A 20,397-nucleotide genomic window follows, 5' to 3' on the forward strand; every position below is an offset into this window, starting at 1 on the left:
GTCCAGACCTCGCCTGATGCATCTCCTCGCCGCCATCCCCGGCGCGCTCGACACCGGCGCGCAACCCGTCGATCCCCGCCAGACGCCCGCCGATCTGGTGGTGCTCTCGTCCGCCGATACGGAACTCGCGCTCCTGTCCGCCGCCCACGGCGACCTGGCCCAGGGCCCGAGTCTGCGGCTCTGGAACCTCCGCCACCTCGCGCATCCGCTGTCGGTGGACCTCCACCTCGACCAGTGCGCCCGGAAATCCCGCCTCGTCGTCGCCCGCATCCTGGGCGGCCAGAGCTACTGGCCCTATGGCCTCGCCCAGTATTCCGCCGCGCTCCACGCCGCCGGCATCCCCTTCGTGGCGCTCCCCGGCGACGACAGGCCCGACGCGGAGCTGCGCGCCCTCTCGACCGTCTCCGACGCCGACTACGCCGCGCTCTGGTCGGCCTTCGTCGAAGGCGGCCCCGAGAACGCCCGCCGCTTCCTCCTCCATGTCCGGCACATGCTCGACGGGACCGAGGCCCCGCCCCCCGCCAAGCCCCTCCTCAAGGCCGCCCCCTTCTGGCCCGGCCTGGGCGAGGCCGACCTCGCCACCATCCGCGACAACTGGACGCCCGGCGCCCCAGTCGTGCCGCTCGTCTTCTACCGCGCCCTGATGCAGTCCGGCGCGACCGCGCCCGTCGCGCACCTGACCCGCGCGCTGCTGCGGCAGGGCCTCAACCCGCTCCCCGTCTACGTCGCCTCCCTCAAGGACCCGCTCAGCCGCGCCACCCTCGCCGCTCTGTTCCGGGAGGCCCCGCCCTCGGTCATCCTGAACGCCACCTCCTTCGCCGTGGGCACGCCCGAGACGCCGGGCGACAACCCCCTGGCCTCGCCCGAGGCCAACGCCGCCCCCGTTCTCCAGATCATCTTCTCCGGCTCGTCCGAGGAGCAGTGGGCCTCGGGCACGCGCGGCCTCTCGGCCACCGACCTCGCCATGAACGTGGCCCTGCCCGAACTGGACGGCCGCCTCCTCGCCCGCGCCGTCAGCTTCAAGGACGAGGCGCATTTCGACGAGGCCACCCAGTGCCCCATCGTCACCTACGCCCCCAAGGCCGACCGCATCCGCTTCGTGGCCGACCTCGCCGCCAACTGGGCCCGTCTCCGCGCCACGCCTGCGGCTGACCGCAAGGTCGCCCTCGTCCTCGCCAACTACCCCAACAAGGACGGTCGCCTCGCCAACGGCGTCGGCCTCGACACCCCTGCTTCGACCGTCCAGGCGCTGCGCCTGATGCAGGGCGCGGGCTACGCCGTGGAGGCCCCGGAGGACAGCGACGCCCTCATGGCCCGCCTCCTCGCCGGCCCGACCAACTGGCTCCCCGACCGCAAGGACAAGCAGGGCGGCGAGCGCCTGCCGCTTCCCGCCTACCGCCGCTGGTTCTACGCCCTGCCCTGGGAAACCAAGCTCCAGGTCACCGACCGCTGGGGCCCGCCCGAAGCCGACCCCTACCTCGACGGCGACGCCTTCGCCCTGTCGATCCACCGCTTCGGGAACGCGGTCGTGGGCCTCCAGCCCTCGCGCGGCTACGACATCGACCCCAAGGCGACCTACCACGCCCCGGACCTCGTCCCCCCGCACCACTACCTCGCCTTCTACCTATGGCTGCGCGAGGAGTTCGGGGCGACGGCCCTCGTCCACATGGGCAAGCACGGCAACCTCGAATGGCTGCCCGGCAAGGCCGTGGCGCTCTCGGCCGAGTGCTGGCCCGAGATCGCGCTGGGGCCCCTCCCACACCTCTACCCCTTCATCGTCAACGACCCCGGCGAGGGGACGCAGGCCAAGCGCCGGGCGCAGGCCGTGATCCTCGACCACCTGACGCCCCCCCTGACCCGCGCCGAGACCTACGGCCCCCTGCGCGACCTCGAGGTCCTGCTCGACGAACTGGCGCAGGCCCAGTCCACCGACCCGCGCCGCGCCGACCACCTGCGGCGCGAGATCGTCACCACCGCGCAGGCCACCGGCATCGCCGCCGACCTGGGCCTGTCGGACGACGGTGACCTCCAGCGCCTCGACGCCTGGCTCTGCGACCTCAAGGAGGCGCAGATCCGCGACGGCCTCCACGTCTTCGGCCTCTCGCCCGAGGGCCCCCTTGCCCGCGACCTCGCCCTCGCCCTCGCCCGCGTGCCGCGCGGCGACCGTCCCTCGCTTCTCCGCGCGCTCGCGCAGGACCTCGCGCTCCCGTTCGACCCCCTTGCCCCCGCCATGGCCGCCCCGTGGAACGGTCCGCGCCCCGACGCGCTGGCCCTCACCCCCGACCCCTGGCGCACCGAGGGCGACACGGTCGAGCGCCTCGAACTCCTCTCCATCGCCCTTCTCGACGGCACGGCCCCGCCCCCCGGCTCCGCCAGCACAGCCGTGCTAGAGGAGATCCGCACCACGCTCCTCCCCAAGATCACCGCCTGCGGCCCCGCCGAATCGCAGGCCCTCCTCACCGCCCTCGATGGCCGCGCCATTCCGCCCGGCCCCTCCGGCGCCCCGACCCGAGGCCGCCCCGACGTCCTCCCCACGGGCCGCAACTTCTTCTCCGTTGACGCCCGCGCGCTGCCCACCGCCGCCGCCTGGACCCTGGGCCGCGCCAGCGCCGAACTCCTCGTCGAGCGTCACCTCCAGGATCAGGGCGACTACCCGCGCGCGCTCCTCCTCACCGCCTGGGGCACCGCCAACATGCGCACGGGCGGCGACGACATCGCGCAGGGCCTCGCGCTGATGGGCGTGAAGCCGCAGTGGGAGCCCATGTCCGGCCGCGTCATCGGCTTCGACATCCTGCCGCTCACGCTCCTCGGCCGCCCCCGCGTGGACGTGACGCTGCGCATCTCCGGCTTCTTCCGCGACGCCTTCCCGCAACTCGTGGCGCTGTTCGACAGCGCCGCGCGCGCGGTCCAGGCCCTCTCCGAGCCCGACGACATGAACCCCGCCGCCGCCCGGACGCGCCAGGGCGACAGCCCGTCCCGCGTCTACGGCTCCAAGCCCGGCGCCTACGGGGCCGGTCTCCAGGCCCTCATCGACGAGCGTGTCTGGTCCGACCGCGCCGACCTCGGGAACAGCTACCTCGACTGGGGCGGCTACGCCTACGGCGCGCATGCCGAGGGGCGGCCCGACCGCGACGGCTTCGCCACGCGCCTGCGCACCGCCGATGCCGTCGTCCAGAACCAGGACAACCGCGAGCACGACCTTCTCGACTCCGACGACTATTACCAGTTCGAGGGCGGGGCACTGGCCGCCATCGAGACGCTGAAAGGCGCCCCCGTCCCCGCCTACCACAACGACCACTCCCGCCCCGAGCGCCCCGTCATCCGCACCCTCGACGAGGAGGTGGCCCGAGTCCTGCGATCCCGCGTCGTGAACCCCAAGTGGATCGCCGGCGTCATGCGCCACGGCTACAAGGGCGCCTTCGAGATCGCGGCGACGGTGGACTACCTCTTTGCCTTCGCCGCCACGACCCGCGCCGTGCGCGACCACCACTTCGACGCGGTCCACCAGGCCTTCCTCGAAGACGAGGAGGTTCGCGGCTTCATCGAGCAGCACAACCCCGCCGCCCTGCGCGAGATCGCGGACCGCCTGCAGGAGGCCCTCGACCGCGGCCTCTGGACCCCCCGCTCCAACTCCGCCCGCGCCCGCATCGAAAGCCTCCGTCATGCCGCCTGAGATCCGCGCCACCGTGCCCACGCCCGAGGTCCGCGACCGCGTCCTCCGGGTGATCTTCGACGGCGCGCAGGCCGAGGGCATCCCCTTCACGCCCGAGGAGATCGCCCTGGAGGCCTGGGACGGCAGCCGATGGCTGGGCGGCCTCACCGCCCGCCTGACCCAGCGCTGGCTCTTTCTCCACCTCCTCGCCGTCGCCCCCGAGGCGCAGGGCAGGGGCACGGGCTCCGCGCTGATGCGGGCCGCCGAGACCGAGGCGCGCAAGCGCGACTGCCTGGGGATCTGGCTCGACACCTACAGCTTCCAGGCCCCCGGCTTCTACGCCAGGCTGGGCTACGAGGAGGTGGGCCGCATCCCCGACTACCCGCCGGGGCACGCCCGCATCTTCCTCGCCAAGCGCCTCGACGGGCGTCCCGTGCAGGCCCCGCCCGAGTGAGCCATCTCCGCTACGCCACGGTCAGCGCCGAGGCGCAGCGCGACGCGCTCCTGGCCATCGTGGCGGCCAGCCCGACCCTGATGCGCGGCTTCCGCATCGCCCGCGACCTCGACCTGCCCGACTGGTGGATCGTCTCCGGCGCCCTCTGCAACCAGGTCTGGAACCACCTCACCAGCCGCCCCGAGATGACCGGCGTCAAGGACATCGACCTCTTCTACTTCGACCTCGACACCTCCTGGGAAGCGGAGGACGCCGTCGTCGCCCGCGCGGCCCGCGCCTTCCCGCCCGTCCCGCCGGTCGAGCCGCGCAATCAGGCCCGCGTGCCGCTCTGGTACGAGGTCCGGTTCGGTCACCCCTATCCGCCGCTGCGATCCGCCCGGGACGCCATCGACCGCTTCGCCTCCCGCACCCATGCCGTGGGCCTCCGCCTGCGCCCCGACGACGGCTGGGACCTCCATGCGCCCTTCGGCCTTGGCGACCTCTTCGCCTTCCGCCTGACCCCGAACCCCGTGCTGCCCAATCGCGCCACGCACGAGGCCAAGGCCGCCCGTCAGACCGCCATCTGGCCCGAGCTGGACGTCAGTCCCTGGCCGACCTGATCGCGGCCCCGTTCACCCGCCTTCGACCCCGCATGGGCGACCCCGCCGGAGCCCGCGCCTGCCCACTTTCTCCCGGCCCGCACCCAGCCCTTCGCCCGTTTCCAAGACGCGGGGCCCATCGCCTGAGCGGCTCCCTCCTTTCGAGGCTCGCGCAGAGGACACGCAGGCAGGGGCCATGCTCCGGGGCCGCCATCCGGCTCCTGACGCCACCTTCGTCCGCAGCGTGTCGAGCGGACCGGTGGACGCCACGCCCAACCGTCAGGCCCTGAGGCCGGCCGCCGCGTCGGCGTCCTCCTCCTCGGCCTCCACCCGCACCGGGCCATGGCCGCCCTTTGACAAGCCGCGCCCTCCCCCGCCCCCTCTCCCGGGCATGACCGAGCCCCGCCGCCTCCTCCCCTCCGACCCCGCGCTCGCGCAGGTCCTTCCCCTGGTCCGCCGCGCCTTCGCGGAGATCGCGGGCCGCATCGACCCGCCCTCCTCGCTCCACCGCATGACCGAGGCCGACCTCCTCCGCCTCGCGGAGGACGGCGAAGTCTGGGCCCTAGGCGAGCCGCTCGTGGCCTGCGCGATCCTGAGCCCCCGCCCCGACGCGCTCTACCTCGGCCGCCTGTCCGTCGATCCCGCCCATCGCCGCCGGGGCCACGCCCGCGCGCTCCTGCGCCTCGCCCTAACCCGCGCCCGCGCGCGGGGCCTGCCCCGCGTCACCCTCGGCTGCCGGGTGGAGCTGGCGGAGAACCACGCCCTCTTCCTCTCCGAGGGCTTCCGTGAGACCCACCGCGAGACCCATCCCGGCTACGGCCGCCCCACCTCCGTCTGGTTCGAGAAGAGAGCGACCCCCATGGACGACACCACCCCCGAGACCGACGACGCCCGCCACGCGCAGAAGATGGCCAAGAAGAAGGCCGCGCGCGACAAGATCATGGCCAGCAAGACCGAGGAGCGCGGCCTCGTGATCGTCCACACCGGCAAGGGCAAGGGCAAGTCCTCGGCCGCCTTCGGCATGATCTTCCGCTGCATCGCCCACGGGATGCACTGCGCGGTCGTGCAGTTCATCAAGGGCGCGATGCACACCGGGGAACGCGACCTGATCCAGGCGCACTTCTCCGACCTCTGCGAGTTCCACGCCATGGGCGAGGGTTTCACCTGGGAGACCCAGGACCGCGCCCGCGACATCGCCGCCGCGACCAAGGCCTGGGACAAGGCCAAGGAGCTGATCCGCGACCCGGCGAACCGCATGGTTCTCCTCGACGAGATCAACATCGCCCTGCGCTACGACTACATCCCGCTCGACGAGGTGCTCACCTTCCTGCGCGACGAGAAGCCCCCCACGACCCATGTCGTCCTGACGGGCCGCAACGCCGCCGACCGCCTGATCGAGCAGGCCGACCTCGTGACCGAGATGGAGCTGGTCAAGCACCCGTTCCGCTCGGGCGTGAAGGCGCAGGCGGGCGTGGAGTTCTAGGCCTCCCCGGCCTCGTCCACCTCGACGGTGGCGTGGCCCACGGCCCAGCGGTCGCGCAGCCGCGCCTTCAGCGCCCGCCGCACGGCCCGCGGGTCGGCCCCCGGCGCGGCCTCGGCCTCCAGCGTCACCATGGGGCGCTCCTCGGTGATGGACCAGGCGTGGACATGGTGGACGCGCGCGACGCCGGGCACCTGCGCCGTCAGGTCGGCTGCCACCTCGCGCGCGTCGAACCCGGCGGGCGCGCCTTCCAGCAGGATGTGCCCGCTCTCGGCCACCACGCGCCACGCCGAGCGCAGCAGGATCAGCGCCACCAGGACCGACAGCAGCGGGTCGATGGGCGTCCAGCCAGTCCCAAGGATCACCAGCGCCGCTCCCAGCGCCGCGACGGACCCCAGCAGGTCCCCCGCCACGTGCAGCGCCGCCGCGCGCAGGTTCAGGTTGCCCGGCCCGCCCCGCGTCAACACCCAGAAGGCCGCGATGTTGACCACCAGGCCCCCCAGCGCGATCCAGAGCATGACACCCCCCAGCACCGGGCCCGGGTCCCGCAGCCGCTCCCAGGCCTCGACGGCGATCCAGACGGCGATGACGAACAGCGCCAGCCCGTTGACGAAGGCCGCGAGCACGCTCAGCCGGTCGAAGCCGTAGGTCCGCTTCCACGTCGCGGGCCGCCGCGCCAGCCGTAGCGCCACCCAGGCCAGCACCAGCGAGGCCACGTCCGTCAGCATGTGCCCCGCGTCCGCCAGCAGCGCGAGCGACCCCGACACGAGGCCCCCCACGACCTCGGCCACCAGGAAGGTGCCGGTCAGCAGCGCCGCCACCCCCAGCGCCCGCTCGCTCGCCCCATGGGCGTGCGAAGGACCGTGGCCGCCCCCATGCCCGTGACCATGGCCATGGCCATGGTCGTGCCCGTGCTGCGCCATGCGTCTCGCCCCCCGGTCAGGCCCGCGCCCGCATCCCCTGCTCCCGGGCCGCCGTCAGCGTCTGGCTCGGTGTCAGCGCCTCCCCATCTACCCGGCACTCGATGATCGCCACCGTCCCCGCCGCCCGCGCCCGCTCGAAAGCTCCGGGAAAGTCCTCGCCCCGCGTCACCAGTTCCCCGTGCCCGCCATAGGCCCGTGCCAGCGCCGCATAGTCCGGGTTCACTAGGTCCGTCCCCGACACCCGCCCCGGATAGGTCCGCTCCTGGTGCATGCGGATCGTGCCGTAGCGGCCGTTGTTCATCACCACGACGACCGGCGTCGCCCCGTGCTGCACAGCGGTGCTCATCTCGTTCAGCGTCATCTGGAAATCGCCGTCCCCCGCGAGGCAGACCACCGCGCGGCCCGGATGCTCCAGCGACGCCGCCACCGCCGCCGGGAACCCGTAGCCCATGCTCCCCGAGGTGGGGGCAAGCTGCGTGCGATACCCCTTGTAGGTGAAGTAGCGGTGCAGGAAGGCCGCGAAGTTGCCCGCCCCGTTGGTCAGGATGGCGTCCTCGGGCAGGTTGTCCGACAGCCAGCGGATCACCTCCTCCTGCCGGACCGCGCCGGGCGTCTCCTGCGGGCTGTGCCACCATTCGTAGTCGGCCCGCGCCGCCCGCGTCCCCTCGGCCCAGCCCTCGCCCAGGGGCGGCAGCGCGGCCAGCGCCTTCACGAAGGCCGGCGCCTCGGCCGTCACCGCAAGGTCCGTGGCCCAGACCCGCCCCGGCTCGTCGGGGTCGGGATGGACATGGACCAGCCGCTTGCCGTGCGCCCGCGGGTCCAGCAGGGCGTAGCCCCCCGTCGCGATGTCCCCCAGCCGCGATCCCAGCACCAGAAGGGCGTCCGCCTCGCGCAGCCGCTTCGCGAGCCGCGGCGAGATGCCCACGTTCAGGTCGCCCACGTAATGGGGGTGCCGGTTGTCCATGTAGTCCTGCCGCCGGAAGGCGCAGGCGACGGGCAGCCCCTGCACCTCCGCAAAGCGGGCGAGGTCCGATGCCGCCTCGGCCGACCAGTGCGGCCCGCCCACGACCACGAGCGGCCTCTCGGCCCCCCGCAGCGCCTCCAGCGCCTCGCGGGCGGGTTCCGACAGGTCGCCCGTGCGGCGGGCCAGGGGCCCCGGCCGGTCCGGCACCTCCGCCTCGGCGCTCAGCACGTCCTCGGGCAGCGCCAGCACCACCGGCCCCGGCCGCCCGGAGGTCGCCACGGCAAAGGCGCGGGCCACGTATTCGGGGATGCGCTCGGTGCGGTCGATCTCGGCCACCCATTTGGCCAGCGGCCCGAACATCGCGCGGAAATCCACCTCCTGGAACGCCTCGCGGTCGCGGTGCCCGGTCTCGATCTGCCCGATGAACAGGATCATCGGCGTCGAATCCTGCCGCGCCACATGGACGCCCGCCGCCGCGTTGGTCGCCCCCGGGCCCCGCGTGACGAAGCAAATCCCCGGCGCGCCGGTCATCTTGCCCTGCGCCTCGGCCATCATGGCCGCGCCGCCCTCCTGCCGGCAGACGACATTGGCGATCCCGCCCTCGTGCAACCCGTCCAGCACCGCAAGGAAGCTCTCGCCGGGCACCGAGAACACCCGCCGCACGCCGTGCGCCCTCAACTGGTCCGCCAGGATACGTCCGCCGTGCCGCATGAAGGCCCCCTTTGTCCGGTCGGCGGCACCTTGGTCCGCGCGCCGGACAGAGGCAAGCCGGCTCGCCCCGCCCCACCCTGACGAAGCGATCCGCAAAATGCCGAACCTCTTCCCACCATTCGCCACAATCACCCCACGTCATGGCAAGGCACCCGGGGAAGACAGGCACCCCGGGCCCGGCGCAACGGCGAAAGGCGCCCGCACAGGGGAACCCGGCGGCAGACCGGGACGGGAGCCACGCCAGGACAGGGGGCCCTCTGACCGCAAGGGACGCGGACGGAGGGCCCAAGGCCGCTCAGCCGGCCCGCCACCCTGCCGGGATCGCGTCGCGCCCTTCCAGCATCAGATCCGCCATCATCCGCCCCACCAGCGGCGCCATCCCGAAGCCTGTGCGGAACCCCCCGTTCGCCACGAACCCTCCCTTCGGATCGCGCCCCAGCCACAGCGCGCCCGAGCCCGCGCGCGGCCGCACCGCCGCCCATCGCTCGACCACCGGCGCGTCCCCCAGCGCCGGGACCAGCGCGCGGGCCCTGGCGATCACCGCGTCCAGCCTCTCGTCCGTGCCCGTGGGGTCCGTCCACTCCTTCTCGGCCGTGGACCCCACCGCCACCGTCCCGTCGGCGTGCGGCACCACGTAGACGCCCCCCGCATAGACCTGCGGGCAGTCCGCAACGCCCGGCAACGCCAGCAGCGCCGCCTGCCCCTTCACTCCCGCGCCGTCCAGCCCGGCCACGCCGGTCGCGCGCAGGACGGCCCCTTCCTCCTCGCCCTCGCGCAGCACCTCGCCGCCCTGCGCCCGGACCGCGGCGACCAGCGCCGCCAGCCCCCGCCGGGGCGCCACCCGCGCCGCCAGCGTGTCGCGCACCACGAGGCCCAGCGGCGCCACCGGCCTCCAGTCCTCGGGCGCCGGGACCACCTCCCAGGCGCCCGCGCCCCCCCACAACTCCCGCGCCGCCTCCCCTCGCCGCCGCGCGACCTCCGCGCCCTTCTCGTCCGCGACCGGCATCAGCCGCCCGGTCCGCGCGAACCCGGCGTCCCCGCCCCCCGCCTCGCGCACCCGCGCCCAGAACCCTTCCTGCATCCGCAAGGATTCCAGTTGCAGCGCCTTGCCCTCGTCCCAGCCCTCGGGCGCGTGCGGCGACAGCGCCCCCACGAGGCCCCCGCTCGCCCCCGCGCCAACGCCGCCCGGATCGATCACCCGCACCCGCGCGCCCCGCTCGGCGCAGGAGAACGCCACCGCCAGGCCAAGCACCCCCGCCCCCCGCACGGTCACGTCGATCCTTGCCATTCCCCGGCCCTCCGCCCATGGTCCCGCCCGACCCTGAAACCACGGACGGCCATGCCGGACCAGCCCGCCCCCCTCGACTGGCGCGACGGCATCCCCGTCTCCCGCCGCTTCGACGACCCCTACTTCTCGCTGCAGGGGGGCCTCGCGGAGACGCATCACGTCTTCCTCGCGGGCAACGACCTGCCCGCACGCTTCCGCCCCGGATTCTCCATCCTGGAGCTGGGCTTCGGCACCGGCCTCAACTTCCTCGTGACGCTGCGCGCCCACCGCGAGGCGCAGGCTCCGGGCCCCCTCCACTACACCAGCTTCGAGGCCTTCCCCATGGCCGCCCCCGACCGCGCCCGGGCGCTGGCGGCCTTCCCCGAGATCGCGCCCGAGGCCGCCGAGCTCGCGCGGGCCCTGACGGCCCCCGGCCCCTGGACCTTCGGCCCCGTCACCCTGACCCTCATCGAGGGCGACGCGCGCGCCACGCTCCCCGCCTGGCCCGGCCGCGCCGACGCCGCCTTCCTCGACGGCTTCTCCCCCGCCAAGAACCCCGAGATGTGGGAGCCCCCGCTCCTCCAGGCCGTCGCGGGCCGGCTCGCCCCCGGCGGGACGCTCGCCACCTACACCGCCGCCGGCCACGTCCGCCGCGCCCTGGCCGAGGCGGGCCTTCAGGTCGAGCGCCGCCCCGGCTTCGGCACCAAGCGCCACATGACCGTGGGAAGGGCCCCCGCATGACCGCCACGACCGCCGTCCCCGCCCAGCGCAACGATTCGCGCCTGGGCATCGCGCTGATGGTCCTCACCACCGTGATCTTCTCACTCCAGGACGGGCTTTCGCGCCACTTGGCCGAGGCGACCAACGTCTACATGGTGGTCATGGTCCGCTTCTGGTTCTTCGCGGCCTTCGTGGTCGCGATGGCCCGCGCCCAGCAGGGCTCGGTCCGCGCCGCCGCCGCGACCTCCCAGCCTCTCCTCCAGATCGTCCGCGCCGTTCTCCTCGTGGCCGAGATCTGCGTGACCGTCTACGCCTTCACCATCCTGGGCCTCGCGCAGAGCCACGCGCTCTTCGCCGCCTGCCCGCTCCTCGTCGCCGCGCTCTCCGGCCCGGTGCTGGGCGAAAAGGTCGGCTGGCGGCGCTGGGCCGCCATCGGCGTGGGCTTTCTGGGCATCCTCGTCATCCTGCGCCCCGGCGTCGCCGTCTTCGACCCGCGCGGGCTGATCGCGCTCGCGGGCGCGCTGATGTTCGCGCTCTACAGCCTGCTCACCCGCTTCGCCGGGCGCCGCGACAGCGCCGCCACCAGCTTCTTCTGGACCGGCGTGGCCGGCGCCGTCGCCATGACCGCCGTGGGGATGTTCCACTGGGAGCCGATGTCCGCCGCCAACTGGGCGCTGATGGTGCTGCTCAGCGGCATGGCCATCACCGGCCACTGGCTGCTCATCAAGTGCTACGACGTGGCCGAGGCCTCGACCGTCCAGCCCTTCGCCTACCTCCAGCTCGTCTTCGCCTCGATCCTGGGCGTCACGATCTTCGGCGAGGCGCTGCACCCCACCACCGTCGTCGGCGCGGCCCTGGTGGTCGCCGCCGGCCTCTTCACCCTCTGGCGCGAGCGCGTCCGCCGCCTCAAGGAGCCCGCATGAAGCCCGCCATCCTCTGCCTCCAGCCCCTCGCGCCCGCCCGGCAGGCCCAGCTCGAATCGACCTACGAGGTCCACGGCCCCGACGCCGACCTCGCCTCCGTCGGCGCCCGCATCGCGGCGGTCGTCACCGACGGGCACAAGGGCCTGACCGCCGACCAGATCGCGCGCCTGCCCGATCTCGCCCTTGTCGCGTCCGGCTCGGCGGGCCTCGAAGGCATCGACCGCGCGGCGCTGGCCGCCCGCGGCATCCCGCTCACCAACCCCGCCCCGGCGCTGGCGGACGAGGTCGCGGACGTGGCGATGATGCTCCTCCTCGCCGGCTGGAAGCAGCTCCCCGCCCTGGACGCCCATGTCCGCTCCGGCGCCTGGGGACAGGCCGAGTTCCCCCTGGGCCGCGCGCTCGCGGGCCGGACGCTGGGCATCCTCGGCCTCGGCACCATCGGCACCGCCGTCGCGCGGCGCGCCGAAGCCTTCGGCCTCCGCATCGCGTACCATTCGCGGCACCCGAAGCCCGTCCCCCATGCCTACGAGCCCACGCTCGCGAGCCTCGCCGGGCGCAGCGACATCCTTCTCGTGATCGTCCCCGGCGGCCCCGAGACGAAGGGCATGGTGAACCGGGAGGTGCTGGACGCGCTGGGCCCCGAGGGCCTCCTCGTCAACGTCGCCCGCGGCTCCGTGGTGGACGAGCCCGCCCTAATCGAGGCGCTGACGGCGGGCCGCCTCGGCGGGGCCGCGCTCGACGTGATGTGGAACGAGCCGCGCCCCGACCCGCGCCTTCTCGCCTGCCCGAACCTGATCGTGACGCCGCATGTCGGCAGCGCCACGCAGGACACCCGGGACGCGATGTCCCGGATGGTCCTCGACAACCTCGCGGCCCATTTTGCGGGCCGGCCGCTGGTCAGCCCGGTCTAGGACCCCGCGCCCCCGAAGGGGCGCGGGACGCCCGCTCAGTCCGCCAGCATCGCCGGATCGAAGGGCTGGATCATCTCGGCCTGCGCGCGGTCATAGGGCATGTCATAGGTGCCCGCCGTCCCGTCCGCGCCGCGGGTCCAGCCCGCCTGACCGGCATAGGGATAGCCGTAGAGCCCCGTGCCGGACGTGCCGTCCGCCGTCGTGCCGACCATGCCGCCCGTGGCGTTCACCAGCACGGCCGCGATCCGCCCGTCCATCACGACCATGTCGCTGATGGTGCCGTAGTCGGCATAGGCCTCCCCCTCGCGCAGCCGCGCGCTGTTGTTGAGGAGATCCGTCGCCCGCCAGACGTTCGGGCCGGTCTCCACCACGCCCGGCCCGTCGCCGCCGACCTCGGCCACGTCCTCGCTCGCGACGACCATGCCGTTCACCTGCTCGGTGGTCGCGACGTAGTCGTCCACCTCATCCTCGGTGAAGGGAATGACGATGCCGTCGCTCCAGTTCTCGGACGAGATCATCTCCCAGGGGATGTTCACGTGGGTGTCGCCGAGGTTGAGCCAGCCGCCGATCGAGGCGACCACCGACAGCACCTGCCCGTCCATGTCGAACAGCACGTTCTGCACATCGCCGATGTCGTCGCCTTCGGGCCCGTAGACGTCGGTGCCCATCATCTCGTTGATGCTGATGCCCGTGGCGTAGAGGTCGTCATAGGTCCAGGTCGACAGGTCCATGGGCTCCTGCGCGGCCGAGGTCGCCTCCACGCCCGTCACGTCCATCGACATGTCGTCCTGGGCTATCTCCGTCATTCCGGCCTCGCCCTCGACGGCGGCGCCCGTCGCCGGATCGGTCTCGAAGATGGTGGCCTCCTCGGTCTCCACGGTGTCCACCGGCAGTTCCACGGCGGCTCCGGCGTCCGGCGCCACATCCTGCGCCAGGGCCAGGGTCGGCAGAAGGGCCACGGCAGCCGTGGCGAGAAGGGGGTTCTGAATCGTCCGCATAACAGGTCTCCACGAATTCGGATGGCGCCTCGCGGCCGGCAAGCCGCAGCGCCTGATGGGGGGACAACGCCCGTCCCGCCCGATCGACCCCTTTTCTCCCGGTTTCGTGAGGCCTCCCCTAGCCCTCCGCCACCGGCACCCGCCCGCCCAGCTCGTCCTCGATGTGCACCCGCAGGATCTCGTCGAAGCTGTCCTCGGCCACGAAGCCCAGCTCCCGCCCGCGCCGGGCCTCGAAGGCCTTGGCCCAGGTCTGCACGATGGCCCAGACCGCCGGATCGGGCCGCTCCTCGATCAGCGCTACCGCCCTCTCGCCCCCGACCCGCCGCAGCGCCTCGATCTCCTCGCCCACCGACACCGCCACCCCCGGCGGGATCACCGCCCGGCGCCCGCCAAGCGGCCCCGTGTCCATCGTCGCCGCATGAAGGACGAACCCCACCGCCGCGCGCGGGCTCGCCATCGTGTGCACCACCCCGCGCGGCACCGGCAGCACGGCGGGCAGGCCGACCAGCGGCTCCCGGATGATGCCCGAGAAGAAGCCCGAGGCCGCCCGGTTGGGCTTGCCCGGCCGCACGCAGATGGTCGGAAAGCGGATCGACACCCCGTCGATCATGCCCCGCCGGCTCAGGTCGTTGACGAGGATCTCCCCCATCAGCTTCTGCCCGCCATAGGAGGTCAGCGGCACCGGCGCGAAGTCGTCGGGGATCACGTCGGGGAACGGCCCCCCGAAGACCGCCTCGGACGAGGCGAAGACCACGCGCGGGTGCAGCCCCGCCTGCCGCACCGCGTCCAGCAGCGCCCGCGTGCCGTCGAGGTTCACGCGGTAGCCTTTGTCGAAGTCTGCCTCGGCCTCGCCCGACACCACGCCCGCCAGATGCACGATCACGTCCGGCCGATGGGCCACCAGCGCCTCCGCCGCGCCGGGCGCCGACAGGTCCCCCTCCAGCGCCGTCACCATCGGCGAATCGGCCTCCGGCCGCACCACGTCGTGCAGCACCAGCGCCTCCAGCGCCCGCCCGCCCAGCGCCTCGTCCTCCAGCAGCCGCTGCACGAGCTTCCGCCCGATCATCCCGGCCGCGCCGGTCACCAGAATCCGCATCGTCAGCCCCTCCCCACCAGCGGCATCTTGGTCGCCATCACCGTCATGAACGGCACGTTGGCCGAAAGCGGCAGCCCCGCCATGTAGAGCACCGCGTCCGCCACCGCCTGAGGGTCGATGGTGGGCTCGGCCCGGACGCTGCCGTCCGCCTGCGGCACGCCCACGGTCATCGCCTGCGCCATCTCGGTCAGGGCGTTGCCGATGTCGATCTGCCCGCAGGCGATGTCAAAGGGCCGCCCGTCCAGCGACAGCGACTTCGTGAGCCCCGTGATCGCGTGCTTCGTCGCCGTATAGGCCACCGAGCCCGGACGCGGCGCCTGCGCGCTCACCGATCCGTTGTTGACGATCCGCCCGCCCATGGGCTCCTGCCGCCGCATCTGCGCAAAGGCCGCGCGGGCGCAGAGGAAGCTCCCCGTCAGGTTCACCGCCACGACGTCCAGCCATTCCTCCACCGGCGTCTCGTCGATGGTCGCCGCCTTGAAGCCCCGGCCCGCGTTGTTGAACAGCAGGTCCAGCCGCCCCCATTCCGCCACGACCCGCGCGACCATCGCCTCCACCTGCGCGGGGTCCGTGATGTCGCAGGGCAGCGCCAGCCCCCCGCCCGCCTCGGCCACCGCCTGCTCCAGCAGCGCCCCGCGCCGGCCCACGAAGGCCACCCGCCAGCCCGCCCCCGCCAAGGTCCGGGCCACCGCCCGCCCTACGCCCGTCCCCGCCCCGGTGACGACCGCCACCCCTGCCTGTGCCACGTCGCGCCTCCCTCGTTGCCCGCACCCTAGCGCACCCGCCACGGTGCGCGACAGGGGCGATGACGCCGCCGCGAGGCGGCCGGGGCGTCCGTCTGGTCAAGCTGGCCGCGGCCCGTTAGAGTCCCATATCGAGATCCATCCCGTCCCGGCGGCCCCAGGCCGGCCCGGCGATCCCCGCAGGACCATGAACGTCCAGTCCGACCAGGTGACCATGACCCCGCCAGGCTCCTCCGACTCGCCCCAGCCACAGCCCGCGGTCCCCGACGCGCCTCCCGCCGTCCGCAAGACCGCCGTCCTGTCCGCCGAGGAGCTGGAGGCCCGCCGCGCCCGCCGCGTCCGCCGCGCGCAGGAGGCCGCCGCCCAGGCGCAGGCCGCCGCCGCTCCCCCTGCCGAGGTGGCCCCCCCGGTACCCCCCGCCGCGGAGCCGCCCCCCGCCGCCCCGCCCCGCCCGGCCGTGGGCGCCGCCGTGGTGCGCGGCCGGCACTGGGGCGTGGCCCTCAGCTTCGCGCTCCTCGTGGCGCTGCCCACCGGCGTCACCGGCTGGTACCTGTGGGACCGCGCCGCGCCCCGCTTCGCCTCCGAGGTGGGCTTCTCCGTCCGCACCGAGGACATGTCCTCGGCCTCCGACCTCCTGGGGGGCCTCGCCGCGCTGGGCGCGACGTCCTCCTCCAAGGACACCGACATCCTTTACCGCTTCATCCAGTCGCGCGAGATCGTGGCGGCCGTGGACGCCCGGCTCGACCTCCGCGCGCTCTGGGCCAAGGGCGACCCCGGGCGGGACCCGATCTTCGCCTACCATCCCCCCGGCACGATCGAGGATCTCCACGACCACTGGAACCGCATGGTCTCGGTCTACCTCGACAGCGCCACGGGCCTTCTCGATGTGCAGGTGCAGGCCTTCGACCCCCGCGACGCCCAGGCCATCGCGGACGCGATCTACGAGGAATCGCAGGCCCTCATCAACCGCCTCAGCGACATCGCGGTGGACGACACCACCCGCTTCGCCCGCGACGAGCTCGACGAGGCCCTCGAACGCCTCAAGATCGCGCGCGAGGCGGTGACCCGCTTCCGCAACGAGACGCAGATCGTCGACCCCGCCACCGCGCTCCAGGGCCAGATGGGCCTCCTCAACGAGCTCGAAGGCCAGCTCGCCCAGGCCCTGATCGAGCTCGACCTCCTGCGCGACTCCGCCAGCGAGGACGACCCGCGCGTGGAGCAGATCCAGGCCCGCGTCGGCGTGATCGAGGCGCGCATGGCCGAGGAGCGCCAGAAGCTCGGCCTCGGCCGCGACTCTGACGCCGCGCCGGGCCTCGGCCCCTCGGGCGAGGCTTTCGCCGACCTCGTGGGCGAATACGAGCGGCTGGCCGTGGACCAGGAGTTCGCGGAGCGCACCTATCTCGCGGCGCTGGCGGCCTACGACTCGGCCCTGGCCGAGGGGCGCCGGCAGTCGCGCTACCTCGCGGCCCATGTGCAGCCCACGCTGGCCGAGCGCGCCGAGTATCCCCAGCGCTGGAGCACGACGCTGCTCACGCTCCTCTTCGCCGCGCTGAGCTGGATGGTGCTGACGCTGGGCGCCTACGCCCTCAAGGACCGCCGCTAGGGCGCTCCGCCGCGCGCCCGATCGGCCCGCGCCCCGCGCGGGCGTGGCCGGCGGGGCGCGGCTCCCCAGACCTTCGTGCGATGCGGCGCGGCTGGCCGGCCGCCCCACTCCCGATCCCGATCCCCACCGCGCGCCCCGGAGCTTCCATGCTGCCCATCGGCACCCTCGACCAGCTTGCCCGCTACCTCACCCACGGCCACTGGGCCGACTACGACGAGGACTGGCGCAGCTTCGACGACGGCTCCGCCGGGACCACGGTCATCGGGGTCGACCTGTCCGGCCTGACGGGACCGGTCCAGCGCCTCGCCCGCGCCGCGATGGAAGCCTGGGAGACGGTGGCCGACATCGACTTCCACGAGGTGGCCCGCGGCGCGGCGCAGATCGTCTTCGACGACGCCGAGCCCGGCGGCTGGGCCGAGGCGACCGGACTTCAGGGGAACCTCGCGACCCTCGCCAAGGTGAACATCGGCCCGGACACGCTGGACGAAGGCACGACGCTGGACAGCTACGCCTACTTCGTCGCCCTGCACGAGCTCGGCCACGCCCTGGGCCTGGGCCACCAGGGCCCCTACGACGGCGATGCCGTCTATCCCCGCGACGCCGTCTTCGCCAACGACAGCACGAGCCTGTCGGTCATGTCCTACTTCTTCCGGGGGTTCGACAACCCGACCGACCCCGCGACCGAGGCCTACGAGGTCACGCCGATGCTGGCGGACATCGTGGCGATCCAGAGCCTCTACGGCGCGCCGCGGGGCGGAATCACCGCCGGCGACACCCTCTGGGGCCGGGGCATGGCCACCGAGACCTGGTTCGGCCGGCTCATGGGCGCCGTGACCGGGGACCAGCCCGACGACCGGCTCCTCTGGGGGTCGGACATCGCCATCACCTTCTACGACGAGGGCGGCCACGACCGCCTGGACTTGGGCTGGGCCGTCAAGGACCAGCGGATCAACCTCCGGCCCGGAACGTTCTCGGACGTGGGCGACGGCCGCAAGAACCTCGCCATCGCCCGTGGCACGGTCATCGAGGACGTCGTGGCCGGCGCGGGCGACGACCGCGTGACGGGCAACGCCGCCGCCAACCGGCTCCTGGGCGGCGCGGGCCATGACACGCTGCGGGGCCTGGGCGGCGACGACCGGCTCGACGGCGGGCGCGGCGGCGACCGGCTCGAAGGCCAGGTGGGCCGCGACCAGCTCCTCGCCGGGACCGGTAACGACCACCTCGACGGCGGCGAGGGGGCGGACCGCCTGCTCGGCGGGGCCGGCAACGACAGTCTCCTGGGGGGCGACGGCGACGACCGGCTGATCGGCGGCGTCGGGACGGACGTGCTGCGCGGCGGATCGGGGGCCGACGTCTTCGTGCTGGACGCGGCGCCCGGCACCGACCGGGTGATGGGCTTCCAGGACGACCGGGACAGGCTCCAGCTCGACGACGCGCTCTGGGGCGGCGGCCTCACAGCGCGTCAGGTGATCGCGGCGGCCCGGACGGTGGACGACCACCTCGTCTTCGACTGGGACCGGGGCGGCCTCGCGCTCTGGGGCATCGGCAAGGCCGCGCTCCTCGACGACCTCGTGATCGTCTGACAGGCGAAGGGCGCCCGCGGGGGGCGCCCTTTCCTTCGTCCCGGCGAAACCGCGGCTCAGTCCTGCGCGCGGCCCTGGTACGAGTTGTCCTCGGTGTTGATGACGACCCGCGTCCCCACGCCGATATGCGGCGGCACCATGACGCGGATGCCATTCGCCGTCATCGCCGGCTTGTAGGACGACGACGCCGTCTGGCCCTTCACGACCGGCTCCGTCTTGGTGATCTCGACGGTGATCTTCTGCGGGTACTCGATCCCCACCGCGACGCCCTCGTAGGTCTTGAGGAACACGCGCATCCCTTCCTGCAGGTAGACCTTGTCCTCGCCGATCATGTCGGCGGCCACGGCGATCTGCTCGTAGGATTCGGGCTGCATGAAGTGGAAGCCCTCGCCGTCCTCGTACAGGAAGTCGTACTCCCGCTCGTCCACGTTGACGCGCTCCACCTGCTCGACGGTGCGCCAGCGCTCGCTGACCTTCACGCCGTCCGACAGCCGGCGCAGGTCGGCCGAGGTCGTGGGCGTGCCCTTGCCGGGGTGGAAGTTCGACACGGTCATCACGGCGTAAAGCTTGCCGTCGATCTCGAGAACGTTGCCCTTGCGGAGCGAGGAGGCGATGACTTTCACGAATATGGTCCTTGGCGGTTGGGGCAGCCCCTCGGGGGCCGCCAAAGGTCAGGGATGTCCGGTCGCCGCATGGGGACCTGAATCGCCCCGCCCCCTAGCGCATCGCGCCCATTTGCGCCAGAGGAGCGCGCCATGACAGACCCCTGGTGGACCCCCGCGCGGCACGACACCCGCCGCCCCCTCCTTCTCGCCCGCAACCGCCTCCAGTCGCGCCTGCGCGGCTGGTTCGACGCGCAGGGCTTCGTCGAGGCCGACCCCTCCGGCCTCCAGTCCTCGCCGGGCAACGAGGCGCATCTCCACGCCTTCGCCACGACCGCCATCGGCAACGACGGCCAGCCCGCGCCGCGCTACCTCCACACCTCCCCCGAATTCGCGCTCAAGAAGCTCCTCGCCGCCGGCGAGACGCGCCTGTTCAGCTTCGCCCATGTCTGGCGCAACCGCGAGCGCGGCCCCCTCCACCACCCCGAGTTCACCATGCTCGAATGGTATCGGGCCGGCGCCCCCTACGAGGCGCTGATGGACGACTGCGCCGCGATCCTCCGCCTAGCCGCCGACACCGCCGGGGCCACGCTCCTCCGCTTCCGCGACCGCACCTGCGACCCGCATCAGGAGCCCGAGCGCCTGTCGGTCGCCGAGGCCTTCGCGGCCCACGCCAACATCGACCTCCTCGCCACGCTCCGCCCCGACGGCACGCCCGACGCGGACAGCCTCCGCCAGCAGGCCCACGCCGCCGGAGAGGCCACCTCCCCCGACGACACCTGGTCCGACATCCTGTCCAAGATCCTGACCACCCGCGTCGAGCCCCATCTCGGCCACGGCCGCCCCACGATCCTCGACCGCTACCCCTCCGCCGAGGCCGCGCTCGCCCGCAAGGCCCCCGACGACCCCCGCGTGGCCGAGCGCTTCGAGCTCTACGCCTGCGGGGTCGAACTGGCCAACGGCTTCGGCGAGCTCACCGACCCGCAGGAGCAGCGCCGCCGCTTCGAGATCGAGATGTCGGAAAAGCAGAGGGTCTACGGCGAGACCTACCCCCTCGACGAGGACTTCCTCGCCGCCCTCGCCCATATGCCGCCCGCCAGTGGCATCGCCCTGGGCTTCGACCGTCTGGTGATGCTGGCGACCGGCGCCCCCCGCATCGACGAGGTGATCTGGGCGCCGGTGCCCTGAG

17 protein-coding genes and 1 pseudogene are annotated in these 20,397 nt (G+C 73.4%); 11 read left to right on the plus strand and 7 right to left on the minus strand.

What is annotated here, in order from left to right; genetic code table 11:
• Positions 1 to 16 precede the first annotated feature (16 nt).
• From cobN to cobO, 5 genes and pseudogenes are all read left to right on the plus strand, one after another.
• Complete coding sequence (gene cobN, locus FHG71_RS01420) at positions 17 to 3,673, plus strand: cobaltochelatase subunit CobN (protein ID WP_139079813.1); 3,657 nt, start codon at positions 17 to 19, stop codon at positions 3,671 to 3,673.
• Positions 3,663 to 4,106 carry a GNAT family N-acetyltransferase gene (locus FHG71_RS01425; protein WP_139079814.1) on the plus strand — a complete coding sequence of 148 codons (444 nt, stop codon included), beginning with the start codon at positions 3,663 to 3,665 and terminating at the stop codon, positions 4,104 to 4,106. The genes cobN and FHG71_RS01425 overlap by 11 nt, the downstream gene beginning before the upstream one ends.
• Positions 4,103 to 4,705, plus strand: a complete 603-nt coding sequence (locus FHG71_RS01430) for a nucleotidyltransferase family protein (protein ID WP_139079815.1) — start codon at positions 4,103 to 4,105, stop codon at positions 4,703 to 4,705. Before FHG71_RS01425 ends, FHG71_RS01430 begins: the two co-directional genes overlap by 4 nt.
• A gap of 490 nt (positions 4,706 to 5,195) precedes the next feature.
• Positions 5,196 to 5,462, plus strand: a pseudogene (locus FHG71_RS24140) (GNAT family N-acetyltransferase); the annotation flags it as partial.
• A gap of 81 nt (positions 5,463 to 5,543) precedes the next feature.
• Positions 5,544 to 6,167 carry a cob(I)yrinic acid a,c-diamide adenosyltransferase gene (gene cobO, locus FHG71_RS23325; protein WP_176559250.1) on the plus strand — a complete coding sequence of 208 codons (624 nt, stop codon included), beginning with the start codon at positions 5,544 to 5,546 and terminating at the stop codon, positions 6,165 to 6,167.
• Here cobO and FHG71_RS01440 read toward each other — a convergent pair.
• The 3 genes from FHG71_RS01440 to FHG71_RS01450 form a co-directional block, all read right to left on the minus strand.
• Positions 6,164 to 7,087 carry a cation diffusion facilitator family transporter gene (locus tag FHG71_RS01440; protein ID WP_139079817.1) on the minus strand — a complete coding sequence of 308 codons (924 nt, stop codon included), beginning with the start codon at positions 7,085 to 7,087 and terminating at the stop codon, positions 6,164 to 6,166. The two genes, cobO and FHG71_RS01440, sit on opposite strands and share 4 nt — an antisense overlap.
• Before the next feature lie 16 nt (positions 7,088 to 7,103).
• Positions 7,104 to 8,762: a thiamine pyrophosphate-binding protein gene (locus FHG71_RS01445; protein ID WP_139079818.1), complete on the minus strand. Its 1,659-nt coding sequence runs from the start codon at positions 8,760 to 8,762 to the stop codon at positions 7,104 to 7,106.
• 295 nt (positions 8,763 to 9,057) lie between these two features.
• Entirely contained in the window at positions 9,058 to 10,050 is a 993-nt protein-coding gene (locus tag FHG71_RS01450; RefSeq protein WP_139079819.1) for an NAD(P)/FAD-dependent oxidoreductase, read from the minus strand.
• A gap of 51 nt (positions 10,051 to 10,101) precedes the next feature.
• Here FHG71_RS01450 and mnmC2 point away from each other — a divergent pair, with 51 nt between their 5' ends.
• From mnmC2 to FHG71_RS01465, 3 genes are read left to right on the plus strand one after another with little or no spacing between them, the layout of a single operon-like run.
• Positions 10,102 to 10,770: a tRNA (5-methylaminomethyl-2-thiouridine)(34)-methyltransferase MnmC2 gene (gene mnmC2 / locus FHG71_RS01455; protein WP_139079820.1), complete on the plus strand. Its 669-nt coding sequence runs from the start codon at positions 10,102 to 10,104 to the stop codon at positions 10,768 to 10,770.
• Positions 10,767 to 11,672, plus strand: coding sequence for a DMT family transporter (locus tag FHG71_RS01460; protein ID WP_139079821.1), 906 nt, complete (start codon positions 10,767 to 10,769; stop codon positions 11,670 to 11,672). Before mnmC2 ends, FHG71_RS01460 begins: the two co-directional genes overlap by 4 nt.
• Positions 11,669 to 12,583, plus strand: a complete 915-nt coding sequence (locus FHG71_RS01465; RefSeq protein WP_139079822.1) for a 2-hydroxyacid dehydrogenase — start codon at positions 11,669 to 11,671, stop codon at positions 12,581 to 12,583. Before FHG71_RS01460 ends, FHG71_RS01465 begins: the two co-directional genes overlap by 4 nt.
• 35 nt (positions 12,584 to 12,618) lie before the next feature.
• On the opposite strand, the gene FHG71_RS01470 is transcribed toward FHG71_RS01465, so the two are convergent.
• The 3 genes from FHG71_RS01470 to FHG71_RS01480 all read right to left on the minus strand — a co-directional run bounded on the left by FHG71_RS01470 (position 12,619) and on the right by FHG71_RS01480 (position 15,423).
• Positions 12,619 to 13,581 carry a PRC-barrel domain-containing protein gene (locus FHG71_RS01470; RefSeq protein ID WP_139079823.1) on the minus strand — a complete coding sequence of 321 codons (963 nt, stop codon included), beginning with the start codon at positions 13,579 to 13,581 and terminating at the stop codon, positions 12,619 to 12,621.
• Between the two features lie 118 nt (positions 13,582 to 13,699).
• The gene (denD, locus tag FHG71_RS01475; RefSeq protein WP_139079824.1) at positions 13,700 to 14,677 is read right to left on the minus strand and encodes a D-erythronate dehydrogenase; all 978 of its coding nucleotides are present in this window, start codon (positions 14,675 to 14,677) and stop codon (positions 13,700 to 13,702) included.
• Positions 14,678 to 14,679: 2 nt separating this feature from the next.
• Positions 14,680 to 15,423, minus strand: a complete 744-nt coding sequence (locus tag FHG71_RS01480) for an SDR family oxidoreductase (RefSeq protein ID WP_139079825.1) — start codon at positions 15,421 to 15,423, stop codon at positions 14,680 to 14,682.
• Positions 15,424 to 15,607: 184 nt separating this feature from the next.
• Here FHG71_RS01480 and FHG71_RS01485 point away from each other — a divergent pair, with 184 nt between their 5' ends.
• Both FHG71_RS01485 and FHG71_RS01490 read left to right on the plus strand, forming a co-directional pair.
• Positions 15,608 to 17,023 (plus strand): KpsE/RkpR family capsule polysaccharide export protein, encoded by a 1,416-nt coding sequence (locus FHG71_RS01485; RefSeq protein ID WP_246045299.1) that lies wholly within the window; start codon positions 15,608 to 15,610, stop codon positions 17,021 to 17,023.
• Between the two features lie 146 nt (positions 17,024 to 17,169).
• Positions 17,170 to 18,606, plus strand: coding sequence for a M10 family metallopeptidase (locus tag FHG71_RS01490; RefSeq protein ID WP_176559234.1), 1,437 nt, complete (start codon positions 17,170 to 17,172; stop codon positions 18,604 to 18,606).
• Positions 18,607 to 18,662: 56 nt separating this feature from the next.
• Here the strand turns inward: FHG71_RS01490 and efp are convergent, their stop codons facing one another.
• On the minus strand, positions 18,663 to 19,229 hold the full coding sequence (gene efp / locus FHG71_RS01495; RefSeq protein WP_139079827.1) for an elongation factor P: 567 nt from the start codon (positions 19,227 to 19,229) through the stop codon (positions 18,663 to 18,665).
• A 132-nt stretch (positions 19,230 to 19,361) separates the two neighbouring features.
• On the opposite strand from efp, the gene epmA reads away from it, so the two are divergent.
• Complete coding sequence (gene epmA / locus FHG71_RS01500; RefSeq protein WP_139079828.1) at positions 19,362 to 20,396, plus strand: EF-P lysine aminoacylase EpmA; 1,035 nt, start codon at positions 19,362 to 19,364, stop codon at positions 20,394 to 20,396.
• Position 20,397 lies beyond the last annotated feature (1 nt).

This window comes from Rubellimicrobium roseum, from assembly GCF_006152145.1.
Taxonomy (GTDB): domain Bacteria; phylum Pseudomonadota; class Alphaproteobacteria; order Rhodobacterales; family Rhodobacteraceae; genus Rubellimicrobium; species Rubellimicrobium roseum.